At 69.0% G+C, this 15,084-nt stretch carries 15 protein-coding genes; 12 read left to right on the top strand and 3 right to left on the bottom strand.

The window, feature by feature from the left end; translation table 11 throughout:
* Positions 1–2: 2 nt before the first annotated feature.
* The 7 genes from C566_RS0100160 to C566_RS0100130 are packed head-to-tail and all read left to right on the top strand — an operon-like array spanning position 3 to position 4,898.
* Complete coding sequence (locus C566_RS0100160) at positions 3–977, top strand: NifU family protein (RefSeq protein ID WP_026266233.1); 975 nt, start codon at positions 3–5, stop codon at positions 975–977.
* Positions 978–1,020: 43 nt separating this feature from the next.
* Positions 1,021–1,743, top strand: coding sequence for a DUF5947 family protein (locus C566_RS0100155; protein WP_018772301.1), 723 nt, complete (start codon positions 1,021–1,023; stop codon positions 1,741–1,743).
* Positions 1,736–2,377, top strand: a complete 642-nt coding sequence (locus C566_RS0100150; RefSeq protein ID WP_018772300.1) for a DUF6084 family protein — start codon at positions 1,736–1,738, stop codon at positions 2,375–2,377. Before C566_RS0100155 ends, C566_RS0100150 begins: the two co-directional genes overlap by 8 nt.
* Positions 2,374–3,930 (top strand): hypothetical protein, encoded by a 1,557-nt coding sequence (locus C566_RS0100145; RefSeq protein ID WP_018772299.1) that lies wholly within the window; start codon positions 2,374–2,376, stop codon positions 3,928–3,930. The genes C566_RS0100150 and C566_RS0100145 overlap by 4 nt, the downstream gene beginning before the upstream one ends.
* Positions 3,927–4,046, top strand: a complete 120-nt coding sequence (locus tag C566_RS23415) for a DUF6893 family small protein (RefSeq protein WP_018772298.1) — start codon at positions 3,927–3,929, stop codon at positions 4,044–4,046. Before C566_RS0100145 ends, C566_RS23415 begins: the two co-directional genes overlap by 4 nt.
* An 8-nt stretch (positions 4,047–4,054) precedes the next feature.
* Positions 4,055–4,627: a hydrogenase maturation protease gene (locus C566_RS0100135; protein WP_018772297.1), complete on the top strand. Its 573-nt coding sequence runs from the start codon at positions 4,055–4,057 to the stop codon at positions 4,625–4,627.
* A gap of 13 nt (positions 4,628–4,640) precedes the next feature.
* Positions 4,641–4,898 (top strand): HypC/HybG/HupF family hydrogenase formation chaperone, encoded by a 258-nt coding sequence (locus C566_RS0100130; RefSeq protein WP_026266232.1) that lies wholly within the window; start codon positions 4,641–4,643, stop codon positions 4,896–4,898.
* A 52-nt stretch (positions 4,899–4,950) separates the two neighbouring features.
* Here C566_RS0100130 and C566_RS0100125 read toward each other — a convergent pair whose 3' ends face one another.
* Positions 4,951–5,721: a DUF6390 family protein gene (locus C566_RS0100125; protein WP_018772295.1), complete on the bottom strand. Its 771-nt coding sequence runs from the start codon at positions 5,719–5,721 to the stop codon at positions 4,951–4,953.
* Between the two features lie 194 nt (positions 5,722–5,915).
* On the opposite strand from C566_RS0100125, the gene C566_RS0100120 reads away from it, so the two are divergent.
* Genes C566_RS0100120 through C566_RS0100110 form a run of 3 tightly spaced genes read left to right on the top strand, consistent with a single transcriptional unit; the run spans position 5,916 to position 8,923 of the window.
* Entirely contained in the window at positions 5,916–7,115 is a 1,200-nt protein-coding gene (locus C566_RS0100120) for an ABC transporter substrate-binding protein (RefSeq protein ID WP_081627220.1), read from the top strand.
* The gene (locus tag C566_RS0100115; RefSeq protein WP_231386223.1) at positions 7,075–8,181 is read left to right on the top strand and encodes a FecCD family ABC transporter permease; all 1,107 of its coding nucleotides are present in this window, start codon (positions 7,075–7,077) and stop codon (positions 8,179–8,181) included. Before C566_RS0100120 ends, C566_RS0100115 begins: the two co-directional genes overlap by 41 nt.
* Positions 8,174–8,923 carry an ABC transporter ATP-binding protein gene (locus tag C566_RS0100110; protein WP_018772292.1) on the top strand — a complete coding sequence of 250 codons (750 nt, stop codon included), beginning with the start codon at positions 8,174–8,176 and terminating at the stop codon, positions 8,921–8,923. The genes C566_RS0100115 and C566_RS0100110 overlap by 8 nt, the downstream gene beginning before the upstream one ends.
* Positions 8,924–9,045: 122 nt before the next feature.
* Here C566_RS0100110 and C566_RS0100105 read toward each other — a convergent pair whose 3' ends face one another.
* Positions 9,046–10,410, bottom strand: a complete 1,365-nt coding sequence (locus C566_RS0100105) for a C4-dicarboxylate transporter DctA (protein ID WP_018772291.1) — start codon at positions 10,408–10,410, stop codon at positions 9,046–9,048.
* Between the two features lie 137 nt (positions 10,411–10,547).
* On the opposite strand from C566_RS0100105, the gene C566_RS0100100 reads away from it, so the two are divergent.
* Together C566_RS0100100 and C566_RS0100095 are read left to right on the top strand one after the other, a co-directional pair.
* Positions 10,548–12,260, top strand: coding sequence for a sensor histidine kinase (locus tag C566_RS0100100; protein WP_018772290.1), 1,713 nt, complete (start codon positions 10,548–10,550; stop codon positions 12,258–12,260).
* Positions 12,257–12,976: a response regulator gene (locus tag C566_RS0100095; protein ID WP_018772289.1), complete on the top strand. Its 720-nt coding sequence runs from the start codon at positions 12,257–12,259 to the stop codon at positions 12,974–12,976. Before C566_RS0100100 ends, C566_RS0100095 begins: the two co-directional genes overlap by 4 nt.
* 92 nt (positions 12,977–13,068) lie before the next feature.
* Here C566_RS0100095 and C566_RS0100090 read toward each other — a convergent pair whose 3' ends face one another.
* Positions 13,069–14,979 carry an AMP-binding protein gene (locus C566_RS0100090; protein WP_018772288.1) on the bottom strand — a complete coding sequence of 637 codons (1,911 nt, stop codon included), beginning with the start codon at positions 14,977–14,979 and terminating at the stop codon, positions 13,069–13,071.
* Positions 14,980–15,084 lie beyond the last annotated feature (105 nt).

Below are 15,084 nucleotides of genomic sequence, written 5' to 3'. Positions count from 1 at the left end.
CCATGGACCGGGAGAATCTGTTGGGCTCGGCAGGTGAACGGATCAGTTCCCTCCTGGACGCGCTGGGTGCTGGCGGTCCGGTGGCCCGGGAGCGGGCGGAGGAACTGGTCCGGCAGGTGACGGAGCTGTACGGCGCCGGGCTGGAACGAATCCTGCACGTGCTCGATTCGCAGGGTGTGCTCGGGCCCGGAACGGTGTCCGCCCTCACGTCCGACCCGCTGGTGTCCGGCCTGCTGTTGATCCACGGGCTGCACCCCGTTGACCTGCCCGGCAGGGTCGCCGGGGCCCTCGACTCCGTCCGGCCCTACCTCGGCTCGCACGGCGGGGATGTGGAACTGCTCGGCATCAGCGAAGAAGGCGTCGTCCGGCTGAGGCTGCTGGGCAGCTGCCAGGGCTGTCCGTCGTCGTCAGTGACGCTCAAGCTCGCCGTCGAGGACGCGATCGAATCCGCGGCGCCCGAGGTGACCGGCATCGAAGTGGAGGAGGCGGCTCCCGCCGCCGTTCCCGCCCTCATCCCGGTCGGCGCCCTGCGCTCGCGGCTGGACGGGCTGGGCGGCCCACCCGACGCCGGCACTCGCGGTGCCGCGCCGGACTGGGCGGTCCCCGACGCCGGCACGCCGGCCTCAGGCACGTGGCAGGCGGTCCCGGCCCTCGCTGAGCTGGAGTCCGGAGCCGTGGCGGGATTCCTGGTGACGGGCGTGGAGGTGCTCACGTGCCGGATCGGCCCGGACGTCTACGCGTTTGTGGACCGCTGCCCGCGGTGCACCCACTCCATGCCTGGCGCCTCGCTGCAGCGGGCGCTGGCGGCCCCGGTGGGCGGGGGGCTGTTGCGCTGCCCGCACTGCCGCAGCCACTTCGACGTTCGGAAGGCCGGGGCCTGCCTGGAGGACAAGGGGCTGCATCTCGATCCCCTCCCGCTGCTGCTCCGCGACGGGGTTCCCTCGGTGGCCGTCCCCACCACCGCGGACCCGCTGTGAAAGGCCGGTACATGAACGCCGCAGCACGGGAACGGAGCCGGGCATGACGGCGCCAACGGGAACCGGGAGCCAGCCGGCCGGCAGCGCCGGAATCAACAGCGCCGGAAACAGCGCATCAGCGCTCGCCGTGCTCCGCCGGATAGCTTCCACCCGCCCGCCCCAGACTGCCGGCGAGCGCTGCGAGATGTGCGCGGAGCCCATCCCGGACGCCCACCAGCACGTGGTGGATCTGGAGAGCCGCTCCCTGCTGTGCACGTGCCGGCCCTGCTATCTGCTGTTCACGGACTCGTCGGCCCATCTGCGCTACCGTTCCGTCCCCGACCGCTACCTCTCGTTCGAACCCTTCGAGCTCGGCCAGGCCCAGTGGGACGAGCTGGAAATCCCGGTGGGGCTGGCCTTCTTCTTCTTCAACTCGGCCCTTGGCCGGACTGCCGCCTTCTATCCGAGCCCTGCCGGCGCCACGGAGTCGGAACTTCCCCTGGACGCCTGGGCCTCGGTCCAGGCGTCCAACCCGGCCATCACCGTGCTCGCCCCTGACACGGAGGCCCTGCTGATCCGCTCCCCCGGCCCCGACCGGGAACGGGCGGACTGCCACTTGGTTCCCATCGATGCGTGCTACGAGCTGGTGGGCCGCCTGCGGCGGGTGTGGAAGGGCTTCGACGGCGGCCAGGAGTCCCGCCAGGAGCTCGCGGGATTCTTCGACCGGATCAGCAGCCGCAGCAGGCCCGCCCCCGCCGCGGCAGAGCCGGAGGGACGCCATGGTTGAGCTCGAATTCAGCGTGCTGGACATCGCCCCGGAGCCCTTTGCGGCCGCGCCCCAGCTGACTGCACGCCTGCGGATCCAGGAGAAAAGCGGCGCCGCCGTCCATGCCATGGCCCTGCGGTGCCAGGTGCGGATCCTGGCCCAGCGCCGCGGCTACGACGCCGACGAGGAAGCCGGGCTGCTGGAACTCTTTGGCAGCCGCGGACGGTGGCCCACCACGCTCAAGCCCTTCATCTGGATGCACAGCGGCGTCCTGGTCCAGGGATTTGCGGAGAGCGTGGACGTTGACCTGCCGCTGCCCTGCACGTTCGACTTCGAGGTCGCCGCAGCAAAATACCTGAACTCCCTGCGGGACGGGACGGTTCCGCTCGAGTTCCTCTTCTCCGGGACGGTTTTCACGCGCGGCGCGGCGGGCTTCGGCGTCGAGCAGGTTCCCTGGGACCGGGAATCGAGGTACGACCTGCCCGTGGCGGCCTGGCGCTCGCTGATGGACGCATTCTTCCCGAACCAGGGATGGATCCGTCTGGACCGCGACGTCCTCGCGGCCCTGGCCAGGTACAAGGCGGTCCACGGCCTGATTTCCTGGGAAGGCGCAATCGAGGGGCTGCTGGCCGGGGCGGGTGACCCGGTACCGTGAACACCGGGCTCAGCCTGGCACGCGCCGTCGCCGACGCCGTCCTTTACGAGGGGTACCTCCTGTACCCCTACCGCGCCTCCTCCGCCAAGAACCAGGCCCGCTGGCAGTTCGGGGTGCTCGGGCCGCCGGGCGCGGCAGAATCCGGTGCCGGCGAAGAGCCGGACATGGCAGCGGACTGCCTCCTCCAGCCGGGAGCCGCCGCCCGGGTCGACGTACATCTGCGCTTCCTGCACCTCCAGAGACGGACCGCCGAACGCGCGGATGAAGACGGCTTCACGCCCGTCGACGAACTTACCGTCGGCGCTTCCCGGTGGCTCAGCTGGGACGAGGCAACGGATCAGGAGATCACGCTCGGGCCGTTCAGTCTCGGCCAGCTGGCCGCGGGCGTGTGCGCCCAGGTCAACGTGCCGGCGAACGAGGACATCGAGCCCGTGCTGGACTCCGCCGGCACCACCGCCGGCAGGCTCGTGCGCCGGCGCCGGGAGCTTCGTGGTGAGGTGCGCCTGATGGCGACGCAAGTGGCGGCGCCGGGGCCGGCCGCCGAAGCCGATGCCGCGGCCGAGCCGGCCCGCGGTCCGCTGTGGCGGCTCAGGGTCACGGTGGAGAACGCGGCGGCAACGACCACCGACAAGCGTTCCGCGATCGAGTACTCGTTCATCGGAGCCCATGTCCTGCTCGCCGTCCACGATGCCGATTTCCTGTCGGTGATCGATCCGCCGGGATGGGCAGCGGCGGCGGCGGCTTCGTGCAGCCAGCACCGCTGCTGGCCTGTGCTCGCCGGCCCCGAGGGGCAGCGCGATGTCCTGCTCCTGTCCCCGATCATCCTTTATGACCATCCGGCGGTGGCACCGGAAAGCACCGTGGAACTGTTCGATGCGACGGAGATCGATGAAATCCTGACCTTGCGGGTGCTCACCCTGACCGATGAGGAAAAGGCGGAGGCCCGGTCAACCGATGCCCGGGCCGCGGCAATCATCGAACGCTGCGAAAACATGACCGCAGAGGAACTCCAGCAGCTGCACGGCATCCTGCGGAATCCGCACGATTCCGTGCAACTGCCGGAGCCGCGCGGACCCGGGAGGACCGGAGGCGGCGGCTTGCCCGGCCCCGCAGTCCCGGACTATCCGGAATTTTCAGTTCCCGAGTTCTCCGTTCCCGAGTTTTCAGTTCCCGGTCTTTCAGTTCCCGGCGACGCCGACGCGGGCACCGACGCCGGCACGCCGTGGTGGGATCCCGCGCGGGACGCTGCCGTGGATCCGGAATCGGACACCGTCTTCATCGACGGCGTCCCGATCTCACGCGGCAGCCGGGTGCGGGTTGTTCCGCTGCGCCGCGCGGACGCCCAGGACCTCTTCTTCGCCGGTAAGTCGGGGCGTGTCACCGGAGTCCACTTCGACGTCGACGGCGGAACGCACGTCGCGGTGGTCCTCGAGGCCGACCCCGCCGCCGAACTGCAGGAGTGGTACGGCCGGTATCTGTATTTCGCCCCCGAGGAACTCGTGCCGCTCGACGCGGCGCCGGCCCCGGACAACGGAAAGGAACCATCACCATGAAAGCTCTGGGCATCATGACAGTCGTGCTCCTGCTGGCCGCGGGCCTGGCGGCAGCCGTCGTCGGCCTGCGTTCAATTCCGGACATCAAACGCTACGTGCGCATGCGGAGCATGTGAGGCCCGGTGTGAGCGGGGTTCTCGTCGCGGGCGTGGGGAACGTGTTCCTTCGCGACGACGGATTTGGACCGGCCGTCGCCCGCCGACTGGCCGAGGAGGTCTCCGGCCTGCCCGGCTGGGCGCCGGAGGAGGTCCAGGTGCGGGACTACGGGATCCGCGGGCTGCACCTCGCCTACGATCTCCTGGACGGGGTGGATGCGCTGGTGCTCGTGGATGTGCTCCCGGCCCCGGCGGACGGGAGCACAAGCGCCGGAACGCTCCGGATCCTGAAGATCCGGACGGAGGACCTGGAAAGCGGCGGACCGCTGACGCCGGCCGGCCTTCGGGTCAATCCAGCCTTCGATCCGCATGGCATGGATCCGCTGGCTGTCCTCCGCCGCCTCCGTGTTTTGGGCGGATCGTTGCCGGAGACCTATCTGGTCGGCTGCATTGCGGCGCGAACGGACGAGGGCATGGGACTGTCCGAGGACGTGTCCCGTGCCGTCCCGGCGGCCGTGGAAGCAGTCCGCACCCTGGTCACAGCCCGCATCACGAACGCAGACGCAGCGCCCGCGAGCGCGGCTCCGGATGAAGCTGGCTGAGGAGGAACCACGGATGTGTTTGGGAATACCGGGCCGGATCATCGAAGTGATCGACGGTTACAACGGGCAGCTCGCCCTGGTGGATGTGGCCGGAGTGGAGCGCAAAATCAACATTGGCCTCCTGGACGACGGCCCTTTGGCGAGCGGCACGTGGGTCCTGATCCACATGGGCTTCGCCTTGGAGCGCGTGGAACAGGATGGTGCCGACCGTGCGATGACGGGACTTGAGCTCATGGGACGGGGCCCGGACCCCACCGACACGGTCCCGTAGCCTTCGCTCCCCACTGACTGGACTCCCCCACTGACGGAAGTACAGGCGCCCGCTATTCGAGGGCGATCGCGGCGCCGCGGTGCTCCACGCCGGAGTTGGCGATCTTGAGGTGGCGCGCAAAGTAGTGCCGGAGCCGGTGGAGCTGGGCGGGCGAGAGCCGGTCGCACACCCAGTCCCAGTGGAGGGACACCATGTCCCCGGGCGTGAGGTCAGCGATGAAGCCGGACCCGGCCACGGCATACTTGGCCGTCTCGATCACCTGTTCCCCCAGCGACAGCTCCATCCCGTCCCACGCAAGGGGCCGCGAGCGCACGAGGGCGCTGTCCCCTTCGACGGCCACCACCTCGCCCCACCGGATGCGGCATTGGTCAAGGACATTCAGGGCCGTGGATGAGCGCCGGTCATCGCGCAGGAGTCCGGTCCACGGATAGATTTCCAGGACGTGGAAGCTGTGGTGCGGGACGCCGCCGGCCAGGACCCCTTCCATCAGGTGCGGGAACTGATGCCCGGTCCGTGCGCGGAAGCGGTCCTCCATGGAATTGCCGATGCTGCGCACACCCACGGTGTCCAGCAGCGTGTTTCCCACCCAGTAGGCCTCCACCACTGCGTAGTCCAGCGGGTCCGGGTTGCCGGTGGCACCGGCGATGAGCTCCAGATACGGCCAGGCGCCGGCGAACCCCTTGGCAAGTTCGCGCAGGCCCGCGTCGGTCACCCCGGACTGGCCGTAGTGCAGCAGCGCGTCGCTGTCAGGCGGCCCGCAACTGCCCCGCGAATTCGGCGGATACGCGTAGCGGACAAACAGTTGGGCGCCGTTGATTTCCATCCCGCGGCCTCGTTTCACAGGGGATATCAGCGAGGCTAGCACCGGCGCCCATCGGCGAACAATGCCCGCGTTTCCGGCATTGACACCCCTGCGCATTCGGCGGATGCTGTGAGGAAATGCCGCACCGGGATCCTTGCTGTGGCCGGCGCGGAGCGAATGGCCGTTGCGCGCGGTCCTTCCCGGGAGGTAGGCCGATGAGCATCCCCGAAGCCAACCGACGATCTGTACTGGCAGCGGCCCTCTACGGCGGAGGGGCGCTGTTCCTCGCTTCCTGCGCCCCGGCCGGCACATCGCCACAGTCCACGCCACAGTCAACGCCGCAGTCAACGCCGCCAGCAGGGACTGCAGGTACTGCGCCACCGGGTTCCGCCTCCGGCGCTGCCGGGATCCAGGTCACGGACCAGCGCGGGACCGTCCTGAGTTTCGACCGCCCGGTCACCCGGGTGGTGACCATCCCCATGCCGGCCGCCTCCCTGCTGGCCGCCGTCGACCAGGGCGCCGGCCATCTCGCCGGGATGCACAACGCCTCCTGGGTGGCGATGCGCGACGGCGCCATGGGCGCCATGTACCCGGAGGCCCTGAAAATCCCGCACGACATCGCCACGACCGACTTCACGCCAAATGTCGAAAGCATCCGGGCGCTGAACCCCGACGTCGTGGTCCAGTGGAGCGATGCGCAACTGACGACACCGCTGGAACAGGCCGGGATGAAGGTCCTGGGCATTACGAACACCGGCACGCAGCAGGACGTGGACACGTGGACCGCGCTCTTCGCAACGATGCTGGGGCGCCCGGACCGGGCTGTGCAGATGAAGGCGCGCAGCGACGGGCAGCAGAAGGCCATCCAGGCCGAGGCCGCCGCCCGCGGCACCGGCGGCCCGGGCATCATCTACTTCAACCGGTTCAGCGGCGGACTCAAGGTGGCCGGGAACGGCAGCTACAACGACTTCTACATCAAGCTCATCGGGGCACACAACCCCGCCACCGGCCCGCAGGGCCTCCAGGGCAAGGGCATGGTGGGCGTGGACGTCGAACAGGTCCTTGCCTGGGATCCGGAGATCATCCTGCTCGGGAACTTCGACGACGCGATGCCCGCCGACGTCTACGGCAACCCGGTGTGGCAAAGCGTCTCCGCCGTGCGCTCCCGCCGCGTCTACAAGGTCCCGCTGGGCGGCTACCGCTGGGATCCCCCCGGCCAGGAGTCACCGCTGATGTGGCGCTGGCTCACCGATGTCAGTTTCCCCTCCGGCAACCGCTCCGCGCTGAGGGACGAGACAAACGACTACTTCGATTTCCTGTACCGCTACCGGCCATCGGCGTCGGAGCTGGACAAGATCCTGTGGACCGAAGCCAATGGCACCTCGGCCAACTACCGGCAGTTCGATGCTTCGTGAGGCCCAGCCTCTGACCACGGGACACCCTGGCGGCCGCCGGGGATCGAGGCTGCGCCAGGTTATCGGTCCCTGCCTGCTCGCAGGCGCCGTCCTGGCAGCCGTGTCCGCGCTGGCCCTCGCCAGCGGCCGCTACAACGTGCCCCTCGACCACGTCGTACAGATCCTGGCCTCCCGAATAGTTCCCTTCGGCCCGGACTTTCCCGCGGCCGAGGAAAACGTGGTGCTGCTGGTCAGGTTGCCGAGGGTCCTGCTCGCCCTGCTGGTCGGCGGCGCCCTCGCAATCGGCGGTGCAGCGCTGCAGGCCGTGTTCCGCAATCCCCTGGTCAGCCCGGAGGTCATCGGCGTCTCCTCGGGGGCCTCCTTCGGCGGTGCCCTGGCCCTGCTGCTGGGTCTGGGCCCGGTCGCCCTCGTGGGCGGGTCGTTCGGCTTCGGGCTGCTGGCACTGGGAATCGTCTTCCTCATCACGTCCGGGCGGGGCGGCGCCCACATCCTCATGGTGGTCCTCGGAGGAATCGTCACAGCCTCGTTCTTCTCTGCTCTGGTGGCCCTGGTGACGTATTTGGCGGACCCGTTCACCACCCTGCCCGCCATCGTCTTCTGGCTGCTCGGCAGTGTCTCCACCGCTACGTGGGCGAAAGTGCTGGTGGCCCTCATTCCGATCGCTGCCGGCGGCGTCGTCCTGCTGGCCCTGCGGTGGCGGATCAATGTGCTCTCGCTCGGGGACGATGACGCCACCGCCCTGGGGCTCCGGCCGCGCCCCCTGCGCTGGGTGGTCCTGGCCGCCGTGGCCCTCATGGTTGCCGGCGCCGTCGCCGTCAGCGGCGTCATCAGCTGGGTGGGGCTGGTCATCCCGCACCTCGCACGCATGTGGGTGGGCCCGGACCACCGCGTGCTGCTGCCGGTCTCATTCCTGCTGGGCGGGGCCTACCTGATCGCCATCGACACCATTGCGCGCACCGCCACGGCCGGGGAAATCCCGTTGGGCGTCCTGACCGCCCTGATCGGGGCACCGGTATTCTTCGTACTGTTGCGCCGGAACCGGGAGAGGATCTGGGACGGTGCTTGAGCTGCGCGGGGCCGGGTTTGGCTATTCACCGCAGAACTGGGTGTTCAAGGATCTCAGCTTCTCGGTGCCCCCGGGCACCGTGACCGCGGTCCTGGGGCCCAACGGCAGCGGCAAGACAACCCTGGTGCGCTGCGCGGCCGGCATGCTGGCCGTACGGGAGGGTGCGGTGCGCAGGTCCGAGACGGCCGGCTATGTTCCCCAGGCGCGCGGCAGCACGTTCGGCTACCCCGCCCTGGACATGGTGGTCATGGGCCGTGCCCGCCACATCGGCGTCTTCCGCACCCCCGGCAGCCGGGACAGGGCCGCCGCGCTCCACGCCATGGACCGGGTGGGGATCGCCGCCCTGGCCGACCGGCTGTTTCCGACCCTGAGCGGGGGCGAGCAGCAGCTGGTCCTCATTGCACGGGCCATCGCCGGCGGTTCGCGGCTCCTCGTCCTGGATGAGCCGTCCACCGGGCTGGACCTGAAAAACCAGGTCCGGGTCCTCCAACTCCTGAGGGAACTTGTGCGGACCGGGATGTCGCTGCTCGTGAGCACCCATCACCCGGACCACGCCCTGTTCCTCGCAGACTCGGTGGTCCTCATGGGCGCCCAGGGTGTGGTGACCGGGCCCGCCGGGCCGCTCCTCGCGGATGCGCAGCTTTCGGCGCTGTACGGCGTCCGCGTCAGCACCCTGAACTACGACGACGCCGGCACGCCCCGCCGCACGGTGGTCACCCCGTTCGGCGCCGACGAGGGCTGATCCGAACGCCCAAGCGCCCGGCAGCTGGGCTGCCGGGCGCTTGGGCGTCACCGAGCGGTAGTGCGTCTGGTCCGGCCGCGGCCGGGGATCAGGACGGTTCAGGCGTGGGTTCAGGCGTGCGGTCAGGCGTGCGCCAGGACCGGTTGTGCCGGCTGTGCCGGCTGTTCGGCGTCTTGTGCACCGGAGTGGCCGGCCAGCATCGTCTCTTCGTCGAACGGTTCGGCACCGGCGAGGACACGGTCCACGCGTCCGCCGTCGATCTCCTTGACCCAGGTGCCGATCAGCACTGTGGCGACGGCGTTGCCGGTGAAGTTGGTCAGGGCGCGCGCCTCGGACATGAACCGGTCGATGCCGACGATCATGCCCACACCGCCCAGCAGTTGGGGTGCGTGCGCCTGGAGTCCGGCGGCCAGCGTGGCCAGCCCGGCGCCGGTGACGCCGGCGGCACCCTTGGAGGCGATGATCATGAAGACCAGCAGGGAAACCTGGGCGCCAAGGTCCAGCGGCGTGCCCATGGCATTGGCGACGAACAGCGCGGCCATGGTCAGGTAGATGGCGGTCCCGTCCAGGTTGAAGGAGTAGCCGGTGGGGACCGTGACACCCACGACCGGCTTGGACACGCCGAGGTGTTCCATCTTCGCGATCAGGCGGGGCAGCGCGGCTTCGGAGGAGGACGTGGAGAAGATCAGCAGGTATTCGCGGCCGAGGTACTTCATGAGCTTGAAGATGCTGACGCCCGCGACCGCCTTGAGCAAACCGCCGAGGATCACGACGATGAACAGGGCGCAGGTGATGTAGAAGGCGCCCATCAGGGTCGCCATGCTGATGATGGCCTGGAAGCCGGTGGCACCGACCACCGCGGCGATCGCGCCGAAGGCTCCGACCGGGGCCAGCCACATGATCATGATGAGGATGCGGAACACGAGGGCCTGTCCGTAACCGACGGCCTTGAGGATCGGGGCTCCCTGCGGGCCCATCTTCTGCAGCGCGAAGCCGACCAGGATCGCGGCGAGGAGCGTCGGCAACACGGGAATGTCGCCCGGGATGATGCCCAGCAGGAAGTCAACGGTGCTGTCGGCTGCGGCCTTCTTGTTCGGATCATAGGGGGCGAGCTTGAGGCCCTCGCCCGGGTGGATCAGGTTGCCGACCACGAGGCCGATCGCCAGGGCGAACGTGGACATGACCACAAAGTAGGCGAGCGCCAGGCCGCCGACCTTGCCGACCGTGGCCGCCTTGGCGATGGAGCCGATGCCCAGCACGATCGTGCAGAAGATCACGGGCGCGATCATCATCTTGATGAGTTTGATGAAGCCGTCGCCGAGCGGCTTGAGGGATTTGCCGACCTCGGGGAACAGCAGACCGATAACGGCACCCGCAATCACGGCGACGATGACAGCGATGTAGAGGTAGTGGGACTTGTCCAGTCCCTTGCGCTTCTTGGCCGGAGCGGCGGCCGGTGCTGCTGACTCTCCTCGTTGAGAGGCCATGGTGTTCTCCTTGGATAGGCTGGACTTGGTGCGGTCCTGGCTGTGGTCCGCTCTTGTCCTTCTTGCGTGTAACCCCATCATTGATGAGAAGGTGACGCGCATCACCCTTGCGTTCATATTGGTCATGGAAGGTGTTGATGATCCGGCGCTGGAGCATCGCCCGCAGGCTGTTTGCGGCCAATCTGCTGTTCGTGGTGGCCCTGACGGCCATCGTAGGCACGGCGGTGTTCCTCGACGCGCGCGATCACGCCTATGAGGAGGCCGGACGCCGGATGGCCGGCATCGCCACCACCGTCGCCGATGCCCCCTTCGTCCTGGCGGCGGCGGACACGGCCAATCCCACGGCCCTGCTGCAGCCGTACGCCCTGAAGATCATGAACGACGCCGACGCGGATTTCGTCACGATCATGGCCCCGGACCGTACCCGCTGGACCCACCCGCGCGATGAGGAACTGGGCAAACCGTATATCGGCTCCATCGACGCGGCCCTCCATGGGCAGGTGTTCACGGAGGTCATGGCCGGTACCCTCGGCCCGTCGGTGCGCACCATCGCCCCGGTCAAGGATGCCGACGGCAAGGTCCGGGCGCTCGTGGCCGCGGGCGTGACGGTCCGGACGGTGGACGTTGCACTCTCCGGCCGGCTGCCGGCGCTGCTGGCCATCAGCCTGGCGCTGCTGGCTGGCGGTTCGGCGGCGGCCTGGCTCCTGGGCCGGTACCTGCGCCGGGTAACCCGCGGCTGGGGCCCGGAAGAGCTGGGCCAGCTCTTCGCGTACTACGAATCGGTGCTGCATTCGGTGCGTGAGGGCGTGATCCTCATCGACCCCAAGGGCAAAGTGGTGATGTACAACGACCAGGCCGCCGAACTGCTCGGGCTGAGGAAACAGTCCGCCGACGGCGGTCCCCCTCCCGGCGCGGACGGCGCCGGCGCTGCGGGGGGCGGGCGCCGGGCGGCGCCCTCCCTCGCCGAGTTGCCCTTGGCCCCCAGCCTCAAGGAGCTCTTCGAATCGGGGCGGACCGCCCTGGATGAGATCCACCTGACCGGCTCGCGGATCCTCGTGGTCAACCAGGGCCCCGCGGTGGGACCCGAGTCTGCCGGCGCCCGCCAACGTGGAGCGGAGTCCGGCGCTGCCGTCTCCGGCGCTCCTGTCTACGGAACCGTTGCCACCATCCGGGACCGAACCGAAATCGAATCCCTGGGCAGTGAACTCGAGACCATGCGCACGCTCTCGGACGCGCTCCGCGCCCAGACCCATGAGCACGCCAACCGGCTCCACACCATCGTCTCGCTCATGGAACTGGGCCGGGGCCCCGAGGCGCTGGACTTCGCCACCAAGGACCTGGAACTCAGCCAGCGCCTGAGCGATGACCTGGTGAGTTCCATCGAGGAACCGGTGCTCGGTGCCCTGATCATGGGCAAGGCAGCCGAAGCACACGAACGCGGCGTCGAACTGACCCTGAATACCGGCGGTTCGACGGCGGTGACGGGGCTGGCCGTGCAGGACCTCGTGGCCATCCTGGGGAACCTGCTGGACAATGCCATCGACGCCGCGGCCGAGGCGCCGGCACCCAGGCTCGTGGAGCTGACCGTCGAGACCACCGGCTCCGCCCTGGAGATCACGGTGGAGGACAGCGGCCCGGGAATCGACCCGGCGGCCGTGGAGGACGTCTTCCGGCACGGCTTCAGCACCAAGGCCCCGGGACCGTTCGGACGCGGCCTCGGCCTGGCCCTCGTCCGCCAGTCCGTCCAGCGGCTGGGCGGTACCATGACAATCACCAGCCCGGCCGGAGCACTCTTCCGCGTCACGCTGCCGGTCACAACACCGCCGGTCACAACAGAGGGACAGCCATGAGCGAGATCCGGGTGCTCGTCGTCGAAGATGAGCCCATTGCCGCTGCGGCGCACGCCGCCTACATCGAGAGGCTGGACGGTTTCACCTTGGCCGGTTCCGCGCCCGACGGGCAGTCCGCCCTGCGCCTGCTCACCGAATTCTCTGCGGCCGGCAATCCGGTGGAGCTCGTCCTGCTGGACATGAACCTCCCGGACCTGCACGGGCTGGATATCGCACGCCGGATGCGGGCGGCGGGACTGTTCGCGGACATTATCGCCATCACCGCCGTGCGGGAGCTGAACATTGTCCGCAGCGCGGTGGCCACGGGCGTGGTCCAGTACCTGATCAAGCCGTTTACCTACGCCACGTTCGCGGACAAGCTCGCCAGCTACAGGCAGTTCCGCGAGCAACTGGCCTCGCCCCGGACGGGAAAGCCCGGGACCGGGGCCTCCCAAAGTGATGTGGACCAGGCCTTCGCGAGCCTGCGGGCCCCCTCCGAAGTGTCGCTGCCCAAGGGTTTGTCCGTCTCCACCCTGGAATCAGTAAAGGACTTCATCAAGCACCAGGCCGGGGCGGTGTCGGCCAGCGAGGTCATGGAGTCGCTTGGCATGTCCCGGGTCACCGCCCGGCGCTACCTCGAGTACCTCGCCGACGCCGGCACAGTCTCCCGCGCCGCCCGCTACGGCACCCCCGGCCGGCCGGAGAACGAATACCGCTGGAACCGGCCGCAGACGTAGGCCTGCCGCGCCCCCGTTCCCGCCATGGAGGGGCACTTGACGACAATGATTCCGGTTAGTGCCACTATCACTAGACCACAAGGCTGCCCCGGTCACTCACTGGCGGCAGGGCGCAGGGTCTCGAGCAGCGCCTCGATCACGCCGGCGTCCTCGATCGTGGAGGGCACCACGTAGTTCTCGCCGTCGGCGATCTGGCGCATGGTCTTGCGCAGGATCTTGCCCGAGCGGGTCTTGGGCAGGGCGTCCACCACGGTGACGTGCTTGAAGTCCGCCACGGGCCCGATGTCGCGCCGGACCAGGGCGATCAGGTCCTTGGCCAGGATGTCCTCCTCAACGTCCACTCCGGATTTGAGGACCACGTAGCCGCTGGGCCGCTGGCCCTTGAGCGGGTCGGCGAGGCCGATCACCGCGCATTCGGCGACCGCCGGGTGCTGGCCGATCACCTGTTCCATGGCGCCGGTGGAGAGCCGGTGCCCGGCGACGTTGATGATGTCGTCGGTGCGGCCCATGACAAAGACATAGCCGTCCTCGTCCCGGTAACCGGAGTCGCCGGTGGCGTAGTAGCCATCGAACGCCTGCAGGTAGGAGGAAATGTAGCGGTCGTCGTTGCGCCAGAGCGTGGTGAGGGTGCCGGGCGGCAGCGGCAGGCGCAGGACGATGTTGCCTTCCGTGCCGGCCTCGACGTCCCCGCCCGCGCCGTCGACGATGTTGAGCCTGAAGCCGGGCATCGGGACACTCGGCGAGCCGGCCTTGATCGGCAGTCCGCCGAGGCCGCGCGGGTTGGCGCAGATGGCCCAGCCCGTCTCCGTCTGCCACCAGTGATCGACCACCGGAACACCGAGCACCCGGGAGGCCCAGTGGAAGGTGTCGGTGTCCAGCCGCTCGCCGGCCGCGAACAGGGTGCGCAGGCTGGAAATATCGTACTTGTCCAGGAGCCGGCCCTCCGGGTCGGCCTTGCGGATGGCCCGCAGCGCGGTCGGCGCCGTGAACAGCACGTTGACCTTGTGGTCCTGGATGACCCGCCAGAAGGCGCCGGCGTCGGGCGTGCCCACCGGCTTGCCTTCGTACAGCACGGTGGTGGCACCGGCCAGCAGCGGCCCGTACACAATGTAGGAGTGGCCCACCACCCAGCCGACATCCGAGGCGGTCCACATGACGTCGCCGGGGCCGACGTCGTAGAGGTTTTCCATGGTCCATTTCAGGGCCACGGCGTGGCCGCCGTTGTCCCGCACCACGCCCTTGGGCGAGCCGGTGGTGCCCGAGGTGTAGAGGATGTACAGCGGGTCCGTCGCCGCGACGTCCACCGGCGCGGCCGCCTCGGCGGAAGCCATCTCGGCGTCCCAGTCGAGCCACCCGGGGTGCCCGGCCGCCATGGAGGAAACAGACGAACTGAAGCCGTCCCTGGCCTTGACCAGGACGGGCGTGTCCGGGGCGCCGGCGATGCCGAGGGCCTCGGCGACGGCGGGCAGGTACTCAATCCGGCGCGACGGCTCGATGCCGCCGGACGCCGTCACCACCGCCGCCGGGGCCGCGTCGCGGATGCGGGCGGCAAGTTCCTTGGGGGCGAACCCGCCGAAGACGACCGAGTGCACGGCGCCGAGCCGGGCGGTGGCGAGCATCGCGATCGCCGCCTCGGGGATCATCGGCATGTAGATCACCACACGGTCGCCCTTGCCGACGCCGCTGCGGCGCAGGACACCGGCGAACCGGGCCACGAGGTCGGTCAGTTCCGCATAGGTGTAGCTCTGCCGGATGCCCAACATCGCAGAGTCGTAGACCAGGGCGTCCTGCTCGCCCCGGCCCTGGGCGACGTGCCGGTCGAGGGCGTTGTACGACGTGTTCAGGACCCCGTCCGGAAACCAGTCGTAGAGCGGCGCCCGGCCCGCATCGAGGGCCTGCCGCGGTGGCGTCTGCCAGGAGATCCCTTCCGCGGCCTCCAGCCAGAACTCTGCGGGATGTTCCAGGCTCCGTTCGTAGGCGGCCCGGTAGCTCTTGGTGACCATGACGTACATCCTGTCCACGACGTTGTGATCCAGCCATGGTAAACCGGGGCACACCGGCGATACAAGGCTTATGTATACAGAACTCAGCCATTTCTCCGATTCAAC

Origin of the sequence: Arthrobacter sp. 131MFCol6.1 (genome assembly GCF_000374925.1) — a bacterium.
Lineage (GTDB): Bacteria > Actinomycetota > Actinomycetes > Actinomycetales > Micrococcaceae > Arthrobacter.
This window is presented reverse-complemented; position numbering and strand designations above follow the sequence as displayed.